General features: G+C 48.1%; 14 protein-coding genes. 8 read left to right on the forward strand and 6 right to left on the reverse strand.

Annotated features, from left to right (window positions below; translation table 11 throughout):
* The first annotated feature begins 6 nt into the window (after nucleotides 1-6).
* On the forward strand, nucleotides 7-489 hold the full coding sequence (locus tag DWW90_RS04875) for a low molecular weight protein-tyrosine-phosphatase (RefSeq protein ID WP_122344208.1): 483 nt from the start codon (nucleotides 7-9) through the stop codon (nucleotides 487-489).
* Here the strand turns inward: DWW90_RS04875 and DWW90_RS04880 are convergent.
* Entirely contained in the window at nucleotides 478-2,508 is a 2,031-nt protein-coding gene (locus DWW90_RS04880) for an HD family phosphohydrolase (protein ID WP_122331032.1), read from the reverse strand. The two genes, DWW90_RS04875 and DWW90_RS04880, sit on opposite strands and share 12 nt — an antisense overlap.
* 238 nt (nucleotides 2,509-2,746) lie before the next feature.
* Between DWW90_RS04880 and gltX the strand changes: the two genes are divergently transcribed.
* The 3 genes from gltX to DWW90_RS04895 all read left to right on the forward strand — a co-directional run bounded on the left by gltX (nucleotide 2,747) and on the right by DWW90_RS04895 (nucleotide 7,918).
* Nucleotides 2,747-4,264 carry a glutamate--tRNA ligase gene (gltX, locus tag DWW90_RS04885; RefSeq protein ID WP_122344209.1) on the forward strand — a complete coding sequence of 506 codons (1,518 nt, stop codon included), beginning with the start codon at nucleotides 2,747-2,749 and terminating at the stop codon, nucleotides 4,262-4,264.
* 3 nt (nucleotides 4,265-4,267) lie between these two features.
* Nucleotides 4,268-5,506 carry a 3-deoxy-D-manno-octulosonic acid transferase gene (locus tag DWW90_RS04890; RefSeq protein ID WP_122344210.1) on the forward strand — a complete coding sequence of 413 codons (1,239 nt, stop codon included), beginning with the start codon at nucleotides 4,268-4,270 and terminating at the stop codon, nucleotides 5,504-5,506.
* An 81-nt stretch (nucleotides 5,507-5,587) separates the two neighbouring features.
* A complete protein-coding gene (locus tag DWW90_RS04895; RefSeq protein ID WP_122344211.1) occupies nucleotides 5,588-7,918 on the forward strand; it encodes a GH92 family glycosyl hydrolase in 2,331 nt (776 codons plus the stop codon).
* Between the two features lie 102 nt (nucleotides 7,919-8,020).
* On the opposite strand, the gene DWW90_RS04900 is transcribed toward DWW90_RS04895, so the two are convergent.
* The gene (locus DWW90_RS04900) at nucleotides 8,021-9,415 is read right to left on the reverse strand and encodes a C1 family peptidase (RefSeq protein ID WP_122331038.1); all 1,395 of its coding nucleotides are present in this window, start codon (nucleotides 9,413-9,415) and stop codon (nucleotides 8,021-8,023) included.
* Nucleotides 9,416-9,650: 235 nt separating this feature from the next.
* Here DWW90_RS04900 and DWW90_RS04905 point away from each other — a divergent pair, with 235 nt between their 5' ends.
* Both DWW90_RS04905 and DWW90_RS04910 read left to right on the forward strand, forming a co-directional pair.
* Entirely contained in the window at nucleotides 9,651-9,929 is a 279-nt protein-coding gene (locus tag DWW90_RS04905; protein ID WP_115497838.1) for a DUF2089 family protein, read from the forward strand.
* A gap of 3 nt (nucleotides 9,930-9,932) precedes the next feature.
* Nucleotides 9,933-10,520, forward strand: coding sequence for a YIP1 family protein (locus DWW90_RS04910; RefSeq protein ID WP_122344212.1), 588 nt, complete (start codon nucleotides 9,933-9,935; stop codon nucleotides 10,518-10,520).
* Here the strand turns inward: DWW90_RS04910 and DWW90_RS04915 are convergent.
* From DWW90_RS04915 to DWW90_RS04930, 4 genes are read right to left on the reverse strand one after another with little or no spacing between them, the layout of a single operon-like run.
* Nucleotides 10,514-11,170, reverse strand: coding sequence for an HAD family hydrolase (locus tag DWW90_RS04915; protein ID WP_115497840.1), 657 nt, complete (start codon nucleotides 11,168-11,170; stop codon nucleotides 10,514-10,516). The two genes, DWW90_RS04910 and DWW90_RS04915, sit on opposite strands and share 7 nt — an antisense overlap.
* Nucleotides 11,170-12,333, reverse strand: a complete 1,164-nt coding sequence (locus DWW90_RS04920) for a serine hydrolase (RefSeq protein WP_122344213.1) — start codon at nucleotides 12,331-12,333, stop codon at nucleotides 11,170-11,172. The genes DWW90_RS04915 and DWW90_RS04920 overlap by 1 nt, the downstream gene beginning before the upstream one ends.
* The gene (locus DWW90_RS04925; RefSeq protein WP_115497953.1) at nucleotides 12,334-12,861 is read right to left on the reverse strand and encodes a gamma carbonic anhydrase family protein; all 528 of its coding nucleotides are present in this window, start codon (nucleotides 12,859-12,861) and stop codon (nucleotides 12,334-12,336) included.
* Between the two features lie 28 nt (nucleotides 12,862-12,889).
* Entirely contained in the window at nucleotides 12,890-14,680 is a 1,791-nt protein-coding gene (locus tag DWW90_RS04930; protein ID WP_115497842.1) for an aminopeptidase P family protein, read from the reverse strand.
* Nucleotides 14,681-15,237: 557 nt separating this feature from the next.
* Between DWW90_RS04930 and DWW90_RS04935 the strand changes: the two genes are divergently transcribed.
* Nucleotides 15,238-16,089 (forward strand): hypothetical protein, encoded by an 852-nt coding sequence (locus DWW90_RS04935; RefSeq protein WP_122344214.1) that lies wholly within the window; start codon nucleotides 15,238-15,240, stop codon nucleotides 16,087-16,089.
* 16 nt (nucleotides 16,090-16,105) lie between these two features.
* On the forward strand, nucleotides 16,106-17,155 hold the full coding sequence (mtnA, locus tag DWW90_RS04940) for an S-methyl-5-thioribose-1-phosphate isomerase (protein WP_122344215.1): 1,050 nt from the start codon (nucleotides 16,106-16,108) through the stop codon (nucleotides 17,153-17,155).
* The last annotated feature ends 24 nt before the right edge of the window (nucleotides 17,156-17,179 follow it).

Consider the following 17,179-nt stretch of genomic DNA (forward strand, 5'->3'; position numbering starts at 1 on the left):
TAAATTATGGAAAAGAAAAAAGAATATAAGATTTTGTTTGTCTGTTTAGGCAATATTTGTCGTTCTCCGTCAGCGGAGGCAGTGATGAAAAAGCTGGTGCAGGATGCTGGATTGAGTGACCGGATCAAGGTGGACTCGGCCGGGATAATCGGGTATCATGAAGGAGAACAGGCAGACCCGCGTATGCGTGCACATGCTGCCCGCCGGGGATATAAGCTGGATTCCATTTCCCGCCCGGTGTGTACGGAAGACTTTTTCGATTTCGACCTGATCATCGGCATGGACAATCGGAACATAGACGACCTGAAACGGAAAGCTCCGGATCTGGAATCGGTTGCCAAGATACATCAAATGACGGAATATTCCCGTAATAAGCTGTATGACTATGTCCCCGATCCTTACTACAGCGGCGCGGAAGGTTTCGAGCTGGTCCTCGATTTGCTGGAGGATGCCTGTGGAGGGCTGCTCGAGGGAATCTCACTTCTTTAGGTCCGGATAGCTGATCCGCGTATGGTACATGATCTTTAGTTTCTCTACGAATACGTTCTTGACGGTTTCCACATCTTTGAAAGTCAGCGGGGCGTTTTTCATCAAGCCGTCGGCTATCTGACCGTCGATGATTTTGTCGACCAACCCCCGGATGTTTTCTTCGGTGTGTTCTTTCAGGCTGCGGGAGGCTGCTTCGACGGAGTCGGCCATCATAAGAACGGCTGTTTCTTTCGAGAACGGGTTCGGGCCGGGATAGGTGAAGGTTTCTTCGTCGATCTCGCGGTCGGGATATTGGTTCTTGAAGGAGTTATAGAAGTATTTGGCTTTTCCGCGTCCGTGATGGGTACGGATGAAGTCGGTGATTGCTTTCGGCAGCATAGCCTTTTCGGCAAATTTTACTCCGTCATTCACATGGTTGATGATGATTTTGGCGCTTTGGTCGAAACTGAGCTGGCTGTGCGGATTGACGCTGCTCTGGTTTTCGGTGAAAAAGGCCGGGTTTGCCATTTTCCCGATGTCATGATACATCGCTCCCGTACGGACAAGCTGTGCGTTGGCTCCGATGGCAGCCGCAGCCTCTGATGCAAGGATGGAGACCTGCAGGGAATGCTGGAAAGTCCCGGGTGATGTCTCCGACAGCTTTTTCAGGATCGGCGTGTTGATATTGGACAGTTCGACCAGTGTGATACTCGACACATAGCCAAACGTTTTTTCCAACATATACACTAATATATAGGTAAACATCAGCAAGATGAAGTTGATACCGAAATAGAGCATCATCATCCAGTTGATTTTCTTGAAATCCGCTTCCTGGTAAATAGACAGGCTGATGTAGCAGAGCGCATACGACATAAAGATGAAGAAAGCACAACGGATCAGCTGCGAGCGCTCATACAAATCCCTCAGGCTGAACGTGACCACCATGCCCGCAATGACCTGCAACAACAGGAACTCATGTGGGAAAGGAACCATCAGCGAACAGATCAGCACAATGATCAGATGCGTGAACAAGGCTGTACGCGAATCGAAAAACGTACGCACCACAATGGGCACAATGGCAAACGGAAGAATGTAGACATTAAACAGTCCGTAGGTCACGCAGAGTTCTGTCATGATACAACTGACAAATACGCATAAGATGAGGAACAGTGCATTCCTCCTGTTGTGTAGTATCTTCACCCGGAAAGACCACAAGTAAAGCCAGAAACAGAAGAGAATCCCGAATACCAATACGAACTGGCCTCCGAGGATTATACTTTGCCGCTGGGTCCCTCCGGATTTGCTTTCATGTACGATCTTGAGAGAACGTAATACGTTATATGTATGGTTGTCGATGATCTCACCCCGGTCGACGATGCGCTCGCCGGCTTGCACCATCCCGTTTGCCAACGGGACACTGTTCAGAATGTCTTCTCTAACCTTGTCCGACGTTGTTTTGTCATACGTGATATTCTCGGTCAGGTAATTATTGATATCGCAGGATTGCAATACCGACTTTTCCAGATAAGAGGGACAGTTGTTGATGATGAACTCGTAGGCCGTTTTGACTGTGAATAACTCGCTGCTATGGCGGGGATGGGCCACGTTGTTATCGAGCAGATTGATACGGGGATATCCCTCTTTTTTGAGTTCTTCCATGTCTTGGGCGGAAACGATGCCGTCCCGGTATAGTTTTTGCAGGCTGTTTTCGATGTACTGCATATAAGTCGGAGTCGCCCGGTTTTTGAGCGTGTTATGGTAGTCCGTACGCAGCTTGTCTATTTCGGTGGATTCGATGGTGGCATCCACACGGTAATAGGGTTCGAATTTCTTCAGCGCACTGTCGCGTTCGGATTGTATTTCGGCATCTGTTTTATAAATGGGAAAATCGCTTGGAGCTGTGAGCAGTCCGTATCGCCAGGGTTTCCCTTCGTAGAACTGGTAACGGAACTTCCCTTCCCGGGGAAAGAAGTAAGCGATCAACAATGCCGCCACAATAAAATAGACGCTGGGATGTATGCTATAGTTCTTTACTTTCATAAAACTTGTTTTTGTAATTGACTACTATGTTTGTATTACCGGACGCAGATATCGCAGATGACGCAGAAGAACGCAGATCATTAATTTGTTTTAAAAGAAAATAAATCTGCGTTCTTCTGCGTAGTCTGTGCCCGTCTGCGTCCGGTAAAATCCATTGAAAGGCGAAATGTACATAAAAAAGTTTACTAAGAGAAAAAAAAGGGCTACTTTTGCCGCATTATTATAGAATGAAAGAATTATGACTCAAAGGAAAGTTAGAGTCCGGTTTGCACCGAGTCCTACGGGAGCGCTGCATATCGGAGGTGTTCGTACAGCTTTATACAATTATTTGTTTGCCAAACAGAATGGTGGAGACTTGATTCTCCGTATAGAAGATACCGATTCACAACGTTTCGTCCCCGGAGCGGAAGCCTATATTATCGAGGCTCTTACCTGGTTAGGAATCAAGTTCGACGAAGGTGTGGGCTTCGGAGGCAATTACGGCCCTTACCGTCAGAGTGAGCGTCGGGATATTTACAAGAAGTATGTCGACCAGCTGTTGAACAATGGCTGTGCTTATATTGCATTCGACACGCCTGAAGAGTTGGAAGCCAAGCGGAAGGAAATCCCCAATTTCCAGTATGATGCATCCACCCGTATGCAGATGCGTAACTCGCTGACTCTTTCGGAAGAAGAGGTGAAAGCACTGATAGACGCCGGTAAACAATATGTAGTCCGTGTAAAGATCGAACCGGACGAAGATATCCATGTGAACGACCTGATTCGTGCCGAAGTGGTTATCAACTCTTCTATCCTTGACGATAAAGTATTATACAAATCAGCCGACCAGCTGCCTACTTATCACTTGGCGAATATCGTGGACGACCATTTGATGGAAGTCACTCACGTGATTCGTGGTGAGGAGTGGTTGCCGAGCGCTCCGCTTCATGTGCTGCTGTACCGTTATTTCGGTTGGGCGGATACGATGCCGCAGTTTGCGCATTTGGCTTTGTTGCTGAAACCGGAAGGAAACGGTAAACTGAGCAAACGCGACGGTGACCGTCTGGGATTCCCCGTATTCCCGTTGGAATGGCATGATCCGAAGAGCGGCGAAGTCTCTTCCGGCTATCGTGAAAGCGGTTACCTGCCGGAAGCAGTCGTGAACTTCCTTGCCCTGCTGGGCTGGAACCCGGGTAACGACCAGGAAGTGATGAGCATGGACGAGCTGATCAAATATTTCGATCTGGGCCGTTGCAGCAAGAGTGGCGCCAAGTTCGATTATGAAAAAGGAAAATGGTTCAATCACCATTATATCCAGATGATGGATAATAAGGAAGCGGCCACCCTCTTTATGCCGATTCTCGAAAGCCACGGTGTGAAAGCTGAACCGGCTTATGTGGAAAAGGTGGTTGCGATGATGAAAGACCGCGCTACTTTTATCAAAGACTTGTGGGAGCTTTGCTCTTTCTTCTTTATCGCTCCGACCGAATATGATGAAAAGACACGTAAGAAACGTTGGAAAGAAGATAGCGCCGTCCAGTTGGCGGAACTGATAGAAGTGCTTCGTACCCGCGAACCGTTCGATATCGAAGGTACGGAAGAAGAGGTAAAAGCCTGGATCGAAAGCAAAGGCTATCATTTAGGGAACATCATGAATGCAACCCGCCTGGCCCTTGTCGGCGAAGGTAAAGGCCCGCATATCTTCGATATCACGGAAGCCTTGGGTAAAGAAGAGTCTATCCGCCGTATCCAGCGGGCTATCGAAATACTTAAATAATTCATGTATAGCATACTCATACATTTCTATGCCTTTATTGTCGCATTGATTTCCCCTTTCCATAAGAAGGCGCGCATGATGCGTCTCGGACAGTGGAAAACCAATAGTATTCTTCGTGAGAAGATAGACAGGAAGGCGAAGTATATTTGGTTTCATGCTTCTTCATTGGGAGAGTTCGAGCAGGGGCGCCCGCTGATTGAGAAAATCAAGGCGCAGCATCCGGAATATAAGATACTGCTGACTTTCTTTTCCCCTTCGGGTTATGAGGTGCGGAAGAATTATAACGGGGCGGATGTGATCTGCTACCTGCCTTTCGATACGCCTTATCGGGTAAAGAAGTTCCTGAATTTAGCAAATCCGGCGGTTGCCGTTTTCATCAAGTATGAGTTCTGGGGAAATTATCTGCATGAGTTGAAGAAACGGGGAATACCGGTTTACATCATTTCGGCTATTTTCCGTCCGGACCAATTGTTTTTCCAATGGTTCGGAGCGCCTTACCGGAAGATGCTGTATTGCTTCAATCATCTGTTCGTGCAGGATGAGCGTTCCAGGGAATTGCTTGAAAAGTATGGAATCAAGAATGTGACTGTTTGTGGCGATACGCGTTTCGACCGGGTGTTGGATGTCCGTAACCAGGCGCGTGAATTGCCGAATGTAGAACGGTTCGTGACCAATGGAGGCGGAGAGAAGCAACCTACGCTGATCGCCGGAAGTTCATGGCCGCATGATGAGGATATTCTGATTCCGTATTTCAATGAACATACGGAGATCAAACTGATCATCGCTCCGCATGAGATACACCGGGAACATCTGATGTATATCGAATCGCTGTTGAAGCGTCCCTCCGTCCGCCTGTCCGACGCGATGCAGGATAAGAGCCTGATGGAAGGAAAGGACTGTCTGATAATAGACAGTTTCGGGCTGTTGTCCTCCATCTACCGGTATGGGACGATTGCTTATATCGGAGGCGGTTTTGGTGCCGGTATCCATAATACGTTGGAAGCTGCTGTGTACGGCATTCCCGTTTTGTTCGGTCCGCGATACCAGAAGTTCAAGGAAGCCCGCGACCTGATCCAGGTCGGAGGCGGTTTCTCTGTTTCTTCAAAAGACGAGTTCGATGGCAAGATGAATGAGCTGTTGGCCTATCATGACGTTTTGGATGCTGTCGGTAACAGTGCCGGGCAATTCGTGAGCGGCAATGCCGGGGTCACAGACAAAATATTAAAAGAGCTGTCTTTATAGGCCGCTCTTTCAAGGGAGTGCCGGAAAGCGCTCCCTTGCTGTAATTTGTGTTTTTAATAATATTCTTAAATCTGGTAAGCTATGACTATTAGACAATTCTCATTCGGATTATTATTGACTGTTCCAGTCTTTTCCTGTAATACTCCAAAACAGGAAGCCGGCGACCGCCCGTTATCATCTTATGTAAATCCTTTTATCGGTGCGACTACAAATACCGAAGCAGCCGGGAGTTATCACGGCCTTGGGAAGACTTTTCCCGGAGCGACCGCCCCTTTCGGAATGGTGCAGGTCAGCCCCAATACCATAACCGGTGGAGATAATGGTTCCGGTTACAGCTATGAACATACTTCAATAGAAGGCTTTGCCTTTACGCAGATGTCCGGTATCGGTTGGTACGGTGATTTAGGGAATTTCCTGGTGATGCCGACAATCGGTCCTCTTCATACTTTTGCAGGAACGGCGGATAATCCGGATGGAGGTTATCGTTCGCGTTATGATAAACAATCGGAAAAAGCGGCGGCCGGATATTATTCCGTCCGGTTGACCGACTATCAGATTCAAGCGGAAGCAACCGCTTTGCCCCATAGCGGGATGCTGCGTTTCACTTTCCCGGAAAGTAAGGAAGCACGCATACAAATCGATCTGGCACGCCGTGTGGGAGGAACTTCCGTCCGGCAGTCGGTAGAGGTCGTAGACGACCATACCATCAGAGGCTGGATGCAGTGCACACCCGATGGCGGAGGTTGGGGAAACGGAGATGGCAAGGCCGATTATACCGTTTATTTCTATGCCCAATTTTCACGTCCTTTCGGGGAACATGGCGTTTGGTCGGCCGATATTCCCGATGGTTGGAGCCGTAAACGGGAAGATATAGAAAGCGAGCGTTACCATGAAGTGATCCGCCAGGCTGCTATCCATCCGGCCGTTTCTTCGTTTGAAGGCAAACACCTGGGCTTCTATGCCAATTTCGAAACAAAACCCGGCGAGGAAATCCTGCTTAAAAGCGGTATCTCCTTTACCAGCCTGAAGAATGCGGAAGAGAACCTGTCTGCTGAAATGAAAGACTGGGACTTCGATAAGACGTATGTAGCTTGCAGCCGGCTTTGGGATAACGAACTGGCGAAAGTGAAAATAGACGGTGGTTCGGATGACGATAAGACAACCTTTTATACGGCTTTGTACCATACAATGATCGACCCGCGTATCTGTAGCGATGTGAACGGTGAATATACCGGAGCGGATAAAAAGGTACATCAGACGGAGCGTTTCAATAAACGGACCATATTCAGCGGCTGGGATGTGTTCCGCAGCCAGATGCCGCTTCAGACAATTATCAATCCGACATTGGTGAACGACCTGATTAACTCACTGGTCGAAATAGCCGCACAAAGCGGCAATGAGTATCTGGAACGTTGGGAACTGCTGAATGCTTTCTCCGGATGTATGCTGGGTAATCCGGCGATCTCAGTCTTATGCGATGCCTATTCGAAAGGAATCCGCGATTATGATGTGGAGAAAGCATACGAATACGCTGTTAATACCTCGCGCCTGTTTGGAAATGGGCCGGATGGATATACTCCGGGAAATACCGGAATTTCATACACATTGGAATATGCCTATACTGACTGGTGCATGGCCCGGCTTGCCGGATGGTTGGGGAAGGATGCCGACCGGGAGCGCTTTGACCGGCAGGCGCAGACCTACGCTTCGCTTTTTGATCCGGCCTACGGATGGTTCCGGCCGCGTGACGGGAAAGGAGCTTTCATCCCGTTACCGGAAAAGGGACGGTTGGAAGAATGGTACGGATGTATGGAATGCAATGCTTACCAGCAAGGGTGGTTTGTACCTCATGATATAGACGGTATGGTCAAACTCATGGGCGGTCGTGAAAAGGTACTGGCCGACCTGACGGATATGTTTGAAAAGACTCCGCATGATTATCTGTGGAATGCTTACTACAACCATGCCAACGAGCCTGTCCATCATGTTCCTTTCCTCTTTAATCGTCTGAACGAACCAGCGCTTACCCAGAAATGGACACGTGATATTTGCCGCAATGCTTACCGCAATGCCGTCACTGGATTGGTCGGAAATGAAGATGTCGGACAGATGTCGGCCTGGTATGTCTTGGCTGCTGCCGGTATTTATCCCGTTTGTCCGGGTGACTTGCGCTACGAGATTACAAGTCCGGTGTTCGATCGTGTAGAGTTCCGCCTGGATTCGAAATATGCAACCGGAAAGACCTTTGTCGTCGAGACGCGTGATAACAGCCCCGAAAATATCTATATCCAGCATGCAACACTCAACGGGAAAGCATATAATAAATGCTATCTGACACATGCCGATCTGATGGCTGGCGGAACTCTTATTTTGCAAATGGGAGCAAAACCTTCGGATTGGGGTCGAGATTGAATGATAGGCAAATAAATTATTCATAAAAAACGACCAGTTCAGATGCTTTCTGAGCTGGTCGTTTTGCTATATAATAGTTTGGATCAAGCCAAAAGTAATGTATTAATCCTCTTCCGCAAACATTGGGTCCCAAGCCGGTAACCGTGTCGGAGTCTGTTTCAATACCTCTTTTACTTTGTTGGTGATAAACTTTTTGTTTACGACCAGGCGGAACATATATTCGTTGAACCATTCGTCCGTCATAATCAGGTGGCCGCTGTTTGCACCCGGTCCCCAACTGTTTTCCACCATCCATTTTTTAGGCTTGCCGTTTGCGTCCAGGTCGACAGCCATCAGAGTCATGGCATGGGAGGAGCCGCTGGCGAAAGTCTGGATGCGCTGTTTCTTGTCCATTCCGAAGGTAGTGCCCATCAATGAACCGTAATCATAATAGTTTACATCGAGTGCACCCCGTTCGCGGTCGAAGAACTTACCCACATCGCAAGAGAAATACATCATCGTGCTGTCCTTGATGGAAGCGATCGCCATCTCTTTGATATCTTCTATCGGGAGGTTGACATACGTCCAGTTCTTGCCATCGTAAGCATGGCGGTCATAATCGATTTCGTATAATTTATAGTAGTCGCGGCTCGGATCGTTCATCAGCATGACATAATTGTTTTTCAGGTCTTCGCCGACAAATTCCTGATAGAATGATTGCGGCGTATATTCCTTTGTCTCCACCGGTTTGCCGTTTGCGTCCTTGCGGGTCCAAGTGAATTTCGTAGGTGGTTCGCCCAGGTTGAGGACCAGCATACGGTAGATTTCCCCTAACATCTCGGTCTTACGTTTTGCCAACGCTTCCGGCTTTGAACTTTTGGCGTCGCGCAAAGCCAATCCGTATTCTTTCAACTTCAGTCCGAGCAGGTTTGCCATACGGCTGGTATTGTCGCTGCTATGTGTTTCAACCATTACTTCAGAAGGGACAACGCCATATTTCATCAGGTTGTCGGATATGCCGGTAAACTGTCCGCCGTCTCCGATCGGATTCTTGAACAACCATTCCACCATCTTGTCATCCATCGGCCTCTCCCGTGTGTCGATGATTCCCTGCAGGAAGAGGTTCGCCTTTTCCAACTGGTCCCAGAAGAAGTTATAGTTTTGTGACAGTTCGAATTCCGGAAGATTATATTTAGCGATAGCCCGGGCGCGTATGACATTCAGTCCTGTGAACAACCAGCAACGGCCGGATGACTTCTGGTTCGTGATACCTTTACTATTCACCTTATGGGAAAAGTAGGTGTCGAAATTGTTTTTACTGTCATTGTTGACTGCCAGCTTGTTGATGTCGTTGTTGCTGATAGCGTTATGAATCGCTTTGTCAGCCGGTGTTCCCTTGTAAGCTTGTTTGATTTCCTGCAACATATCGGAAGAGATACCGCCTCCTGTCTGTTGTCCGTAAGCTGATAACGAAAGCCCGCATGCTAAGGCTGTTATCCACAGGTTGTTTACTTTCATGATATAACTTGTTTAGTTTTTATGAGTTTTGTCACAAATGTAGTTGAATTTCTCTAAATACCGGCATATTATGCCAGATGAATATATAAGTCCTTCTTGCTTGTAAATCTAATGTCTGTTTAATAATATTGAATTTATAATGAATAATATTCAATTATATTTGCGTATTTATAAAGTAATATGTATTTTTGATGCGAAGTATTACAAATATAAATAATCATAGGAGGTGAAATGTATGAGTGAAATAAAGAGGCGTTTGCCTTTACAATGTCCTGCCTGCGATGCTCCGCTGTTAGTCAGCCGGATGTTTTGCGGAGAGTGTGAAACGGAAGTCTGCGGCACATTCGAGCTGCCTGTACTTGCCAAGCTGACGGATAAAGAGCAGCAGTTTGTGGTAGACTTTATCAAGTCGAGCGGCAGTTTGAAGGATATGGCAAAGAATATCGGTGTCAGCTATCCTACTGTCCGGAATATATTGGATGATTTGATTGATAAACTGAATAAAATGGAATAAATTATGAAAAAGCAGTATTTGTACGGATTGGTAAATCCGTTTGAGCGGGTTGCCGGGTTAGATTCCTTACTTTGGGGATTGACGGGAATGGTTGTTTCAACAGTGCTCTGTTATTTTTCGGCATGGCATTATCATGGGTTATTACATTTCGGGCCGGCTCCTAATCCGGCATGGTGGTGTTATGCGGTGGAACATCTTGTCGTATGGTTAGTCCCTGCTGCTCTGTTTTATCTGGGCGGTTTGCTTTTGTCCCGTTCGCACATCCGGTTAATAGATGTGTTGGGAACAGTAGCGTTTGCACAGCTGCCGTTGATCATTATGAATCTGTTTGAATTTCTGCCTCCCATGCAGAATCTGGCAAAAATGGATATGAACCGATCTCCGGTAGAAATGATGCAACAGCCCGGATTCCTTGTCGGAATATGGTTGTCACTTGTTGCCTTTGTCTTTCTGATCTGGACACTTGTCTGGATGTTCCAGGCGTTGAAAGTCTCCTGTAACCTGAAGGGCTACCGTTTGGGAATCCTTTATTGCGTCGGAGTGTTCGGCGGAGATGTTATCTGCCGGTATCTGATAAGATTATGCTATTGATGTAAGAGTTGCCGGCGCAGTTCTGCAATATCGGTCACGATATAATCGGCCCCAGCCGCAGATAATTCCGCCCGGTCGCCATATCCGTAAAGCACACCGATGGAGTCGAGCTGGTTTTCTTTGGCTCCGATGATGTCGTGCTTGCGGTCGCCGATCATGACAACAGATGAGAGGTCCGTCAGGTTATTGCTCTGCAATGCGTGACGGATTACATCTCCTTTTGTATAGAAAGAACCGTCCAGGCCGCTTCCGGCGACAAAAGTAAAGTAGCGGTCTATATCGAAATAGTCCAGGATGCGTTTGGCAAAGACTGTCGGTTTGGATGTTGCCAGTATAAGGGTGCGCCCTTGCCGGGTTGCCTCCTCCAGAAAATCTTTCATCCCTTCGTATAGCTTGTTTTCGTAAATGCCTGTATCGGCAAAACGTTCCCGGTATTTCGCCGCAGCCTCTTTCGCCTGTTCATCCGTAAAATGGTAAAATTCCCGGAATGAATCCAAGAGGGGAGGCCCGATAAAAGGGCAGAGCTCCCGAAGGTCCTTGACTTGTATGCCGAAATGGTTCAACGCATATTCGACACACCGGGTAATGCCGATCATTGGGTCGGTAATCGTGCCGTCCAGATCCATCAGGAGATAGTTGTATTCTTTCATCAATGATTGTTTTGTTTTCCTTGTTCCATTATCTCCAATGCTGCGTCCAGCCAAGTGTTGATGTCATCCGGATAGTGTTGTCCGGTGCGGGTGTCGCTACGTTTGTGTCCAAGGCGTACGACAACTGCATTCTTATCGGGAATTATAAAGACATATTGCCCGAGTATTCCCCGCATGTACGGAATATCCATGCCTTTGTAGTTCAGATGCCAGAACTGGAAACCATAGCAACGGTTCGGTTCGTCGTATTCCGCAAAGCGGAGCGTACTGTCCGGCGTCGTCGCCTCTTTCAGGTAGCTTTCCGAAATCAGTTGTCTGCCGTTCCAGCTTCCCCCGTTCAGGAGCAATTGACCGAAACGCGCAAAGTCGCGTGCATTGCTGTTGAAGCAACAATAGGCCTTTTCCATACCGTCCTTTTTGTCTAAGCTCCACAAGGCATTCTCTTCCGCTTGCATCGGGGTCCATAGTTTGCGGGAGACATACGAACTGACGCTTTCTCCTGTCGCCTTCTCCACTAAGAAAGCGAGTAGCTGGGTGACGCCGCTCTGGTAGATAAAGTCTACGCCCGGTTCGGCTATCTCTTTCATGCCGAACGCGATCTTGTGCAGGTCATTCCCGTAATACAGTTTTGTCGTGGGGGAGAAAGGTGAAGAATAAGCCTCCTGGAAATCGACGCCCGCGCTCATTGTCAGCAGGTGGCGGATGGTAAGCGTTTTCCCGTTATATCCGTTGAATTCCGGAAAAAAGTCACTGACCGGCTGGTCCACATCCCGGATCAAACCGTCATCAATGGCGCATCCGATAGCCAATGACACGATGCTTTTGGCCATCGAAAACGAGTTACTGTGCGATTCCGGCGAATAGTCTTCCCAATATTGCTCGAAAAGCAACGAACTGTCCTGTATGACGACATACGCCACCGTTCCTAATTCGTCAAAGACCGGAAGATACTTCTCCGGAATCGAACAAGTGTTGTATGCCTCCGCCTGTTTCCAGGGAGACGGATCGCCCGCCTTCACGATCCGGTTCTCAAAGATCGGGTATTGGTCGATCTTGGGGAGGAAATGCGTGAGCGCCCTGCGCAGGTAATAATTGGAGGGCAATGCTAAAAAACCTCCTATGCAACAGGCAAGCAGTAGTATTGCCCATCCAATCTTTTTCATCTATTCCGCCCCTTCTTCTTTATACCAGGATGAGTACATGTGATAATTCTTGGCGATCTTCTGGTTGATCTCTTTCGCCTGTTCCGGGTCCACTTTCTTGACGAATTTGGCCGGTACGCCGGCGTAGATGCTTCCCGGCTCGACGATTGTTTTGCTCAACACGACTGATCCGGCAGCCACAATGGCCCCTTCGCCGATCACGGCATGGTCCAGCACCACCGAACCCATCCCGATCAGGGCGCCGTTGCATATTTTCGCCCCGTGGATCGTCACGTTATGGCCGACCGAGACATCGTCGCCGATTTCAATGGTCGATTTCTCATATAACGTGTGCAGGACAGATCCGTCCTGTATATTCACGCCATTACCGATGCGGATGGAATTGACATCGCCGCGCAGTACCGTTCCGAACCAGATACTGCACCCTTCTCCTATTTCGACATCACCTATTATCGTGGCGTTGTCTGCCAGGAATGTATCTTTACCAATTTTGGGTGTAAAGCCCCTTACCGATTTAATTAAAGCCATAATAATATAATTGACAATTGTCCATTGTTTAAATTTCTGTTGTTTTCTCTTTCAGCCAAGCCTTCTCTTCTTCATTCAGATGCGGGCTTACCAGTTCGTACACCATCTGGTGGTATTTGTTCAACCAGGCATGTTCGCGTACGGAGAGCATGGACGGGATGACCAGTTTGGTGTCGATGTAACATAAAGTCAATGTCTCGAAGCTAAGGAACTTCCCGAACTCGGTTTCACTGTCTTCGCGGATCAGGATCATATTTTCCGTCCGGATGCCATATTCGCCGGGGCGGTACATGGCCGGTTCGTCGCTCATCACCATGCCGGGTTCGAGGATGACAGGGTTTTCTTCCATGCGGATGCTCTGCGGCCCTTCATGCACGTTGAGGCAGTGGCCGATGCCGTGACAGGTGCCGTGCAGGTAGTTGATGCCGGCATCCCAAAGCGCCTTGCGGGCGAAAGCGTCGATCAGGCAACCCCGTATGCCCGCCGGGAATTTACATTTGGCGATACCGATCGTCCCTTTCAGGGCGCGGGTGAAGTCTTTCTTCATCTGTTCGGTCGGCTCGTCGCAAAGGGCGATTGTGCGGGTGATGTCGGTTGTCCCGTCCAGGTATTGGGCACCGGAGTCGAGCAGGTATAAGCTGTCGGTTTTCAATTCCGTATCTGTTTCAGGAGTAGGAGAGTAGTGCACGACTGCCCCATGAGGACCGTAGCTGGAGATGCTGGCGAAACTGTCCATCACATATTGCGGTTGCTCGGCGCGCAGAGCCGTCAGTTTGGCCGCTGCACTCAACTCCGTCACTTTTTCTCCGGCCTTCAGGCTGTTTTCCAGCCAGAAAAAGAACTTGGTCATGGCGATACCGTCTTTCAGGACTGCATTGCGGAATCCCTTTATCTCTGTTTCGTTTTTGATACTTTTCAGGTGGTTGGCAGGCGAAATTCCTTCAATAAGGATGCTGCTTTTCGGTAAGGCATTGCAGATGGCGACATTCGTCCGTTTGCCGTCGATGAAAACCCGTGTCTGTTCGGGCAGGCGTGAAAGATAAGTAGCCAACATGCCATAGTCGGCCAATGTCACCCCTTCTTTCTTCAGATGTTCGGCTATGTCGGCCGGAAGTTTCTTTGGATTGACGAAGAGCACGCTTTCCTTTTCGGAAATAAAGGCGTAGCTGACGACGACCGGATTGTAAGTAACATCCGTTCCCCGGATATTGAATGTCCAGGCCACTTCGTCCAAGGCTGACAGAATGGTGCAGTCGGCACCGGCTTTATGCAACATCTTGTTGATGTCGAGCAGCTTGTCTTCAACCGATCTTCCGCTCAGCTCGATCGGCATTTCGAACATCGGAGCTTCCGGGATGGCTGGCCGGTCTTTCCAGATAGGATCGATCAGGGAAGCGTTTGTGTCCAGTTTGATATCCTTTGCAGCCAGTGATTTCTCCAAAGCGCGTGCTTCGGCTAAGCTGTATGTTTCGCCATTCAGTCCGGCTGTCTGCCCGGCTTTCAGCTCATGCGACAGGAACTCCGGGATTGTCGGTGTTTCGGGCAGCATCATTTTGTAAAGTTCGATACCCGTTCCCTCCAATTCGGTCGTAGCTTGCAGGAAATAACGGGAGTCAGTCCACAATCCGGCTTTGTCGGCTGTAATGACGACAGTACCGGCCGAACCGGTGAACCCGGATATCCATTCACGGTATTTCCAGCAGTCGGCCGGATATTCGCTCATGTGCGGATCGGAAGTCGGAATGATGTAAGCATCAATCTTATGCTGTTTCATTGCGTCCCTCAGGGCGGCAATGCGTTCAGGAATGTTTGTTTTCATCGCATTTTATTTATTTTGTCAACGTTTACTATAGTTGCAAAGTTATAAAATTCCCGGATAACGAAAGAACCTGGCGGGGATTATCTTTGAACCCGGTTGAAAGCTGTCTATCCAAATTGGCAAGAACTACGCTTTGTTGTACAAAAGTAGCACTGTTTTTCCTTGTAATCATACCAAATATGATAATATAAGGCAAAATAGGATATACTGTATTGTTTTTCTATACTGAACAGAAAGCGGTTTTATATAGGAGTTGATGTTCAATGCTTATAGGCATATGTTGAACGGAAAGCGGTTTTTCCCTACCATATATATATAATATAAAATATATACAGTTCTTTTTTTCTTTTATTTAGATAATGATATCCGGAAAAGAAAACAATTGTCTGTAACCACAAAAACAATTACTTTTGAATGCGAAGACAATTGCTTTTGATCATATAGACAGCTGTTTTCCATGCCCATGGAAATGAATACAAATAAATCGATGCCGTTTAAACCGGAAATCGGTTTAAATGCTTATATTTGCCTCTACACACTTTAATACATAGAAAGCCATGAAGAAGTTGATTGTTTTTACCTGTTTCTTGGGCTTGCTTTTCTGTTTAAGCTCCTGTTCGTCGTACTACTATTCGATGTTGAGTGCCAATAGTGGTATTTCGGGAATGAACGAATATAATGATTTCGTGCAGGAGAACGACAGCGTGTGCATCATCTATAATTTTTATGGGGAAGATGCGCCGGTGAATGTGACAGTGTATAATAAATTGGACGAGCCGATGTATATCGATTGGCAACGTTCTTCCCTGGTTCTGGGAGACGAAGCGATAAGCTATTATCAGGATGTAATGCCTGTACATGGGAAGGTGGAATCTTACTCTTCTACCTGGCAAGATGGTACGGTCAGCGGTTATTCAAGCGGTTCCTTTTTCGGGGAAGTGCAGTTGCCGAGAGGAGTCGAATTTATTCCACCTAAGTCAAGGGTCGAATCTTCAGCTTTGTGTTTGGGACGGGAGTTTCTGGACCAGATTCCTGATCGCAGCTTTACGAAACGCTCTTTTGTGACATCCGACGGCAACAGGACAAACCTGAAAGTAATGGAGTTCACGGAGCGAAACAGTCCGTTGCATATCAGGAGTTATCTGACCATTTATACGGGAAAGGAAGAACATAAATCCGTTTATGAATCGTCTTTCTATCTTTCCGAATGGGTAGATGCCGGAAAGATGTCTCCTTCGGGCATCCGGATCGGGCAGAGCGAGGAAGGCAATTTCTCCTATTATTGTAACCGGCGTGGTCAAACGACCGGTTGGATTATCGGATATGCGGCTTTAGGGGTTTCTGCACTTACTTCTATAATCCTTATTGTGACACATAAGCCCTCTATGGATATGCCGAGCCATTTTTGATCAGTAAATAAAAAAGATGAATACAATTATTGCCGCCTTAAAGACCGTTCGCCTGAGTGAAGATGCGAGCGCTGTCATTATTTTGGATCAGATCCGTTTGCCGGGTGAAGAAGTTTACATTTCCCTCGCTTCGGCTGCCGAGGTTTGGGATGCCATATATAAGTTAAAGGTACGCGGAGCACCTGCCATCGGGATTGCGGCTGCCTATGGCATTTACGTCTGTAGCAGGCAGATCCAGGCTGCTGCGTTCGATGATTTTTACAGGGAATTTCTGAAGATCAAGGACTATCTGGCCTCTTCCCGTCCGACGGCAGTCAATCTGGTTGCTGCGCTGAACCGGATGGAGAAGGTCGTAACCGGTCATCCGGACTTTCCGGTGGCGGAACTTCTGCGGCTTTTACATGCCGAGTCGGAGGCTATCCGGGCAGAAGATGCAGCCGCTTGCCGTAAGATAGGGGAGAACTGCCTTTCCTTGCTCAAGCCGGGAATGGGAATCCTGACACACTGTAATGCCGGGCATTTGGCTGTTTCGGAATATGGGACGGCATTGGCTCCGGTCTATCTGGGGGAAGAACGCGGGTACGGATTTAAGGTGTTTGCCGATGAAACACGCCCGCTGCTGCAGGGAGCGCGCCTGACGGCCTACGAATTGCATAAGGCCGGCGTGGACGTTACGCTGATCTGCGATAATATGGCGTCGATCGTCATGAAAAAAGGTTGGGTGCAGGCGGTTGTGGTCGGTTGCGACCGGATCGCGGCTAATGGTGATGTGGCCAACAAGATCGGAACTTCAGGCGTGGCGATCCTGGCCCGTCATTACGGCATTCCTTTTTATGTGCTGGGGCCGACGTCGACGATCGACCTGGCTTGTCCGGACGGAGATTCGATCGTCATCGAAGAACGTAGCCCTGATGAAATTACGGATATGTGGTACACTTCGAGGATGGCTCCCGAAGGAGTGAAAGCCTATAATCCTGCTTTCGATGTGACTTCCCACGAACTGATAACTGCGATTATAACGGAAAAGGGGATTGCTTATCCGCCTTTCCGGTTGGATGATTTATAAAAAATATTCTTCGAAAGTTTTGCT

It is taken from the genome of Parabacteroides sp. AF17-28, from assembly GCF_003479205.1.
GTDB lineage: Bacteria > Bacteroidota > Bacteroidia > Bacteroidales > Tannerellaceae > Parabacteroides > Parabacteroides acidifaciens.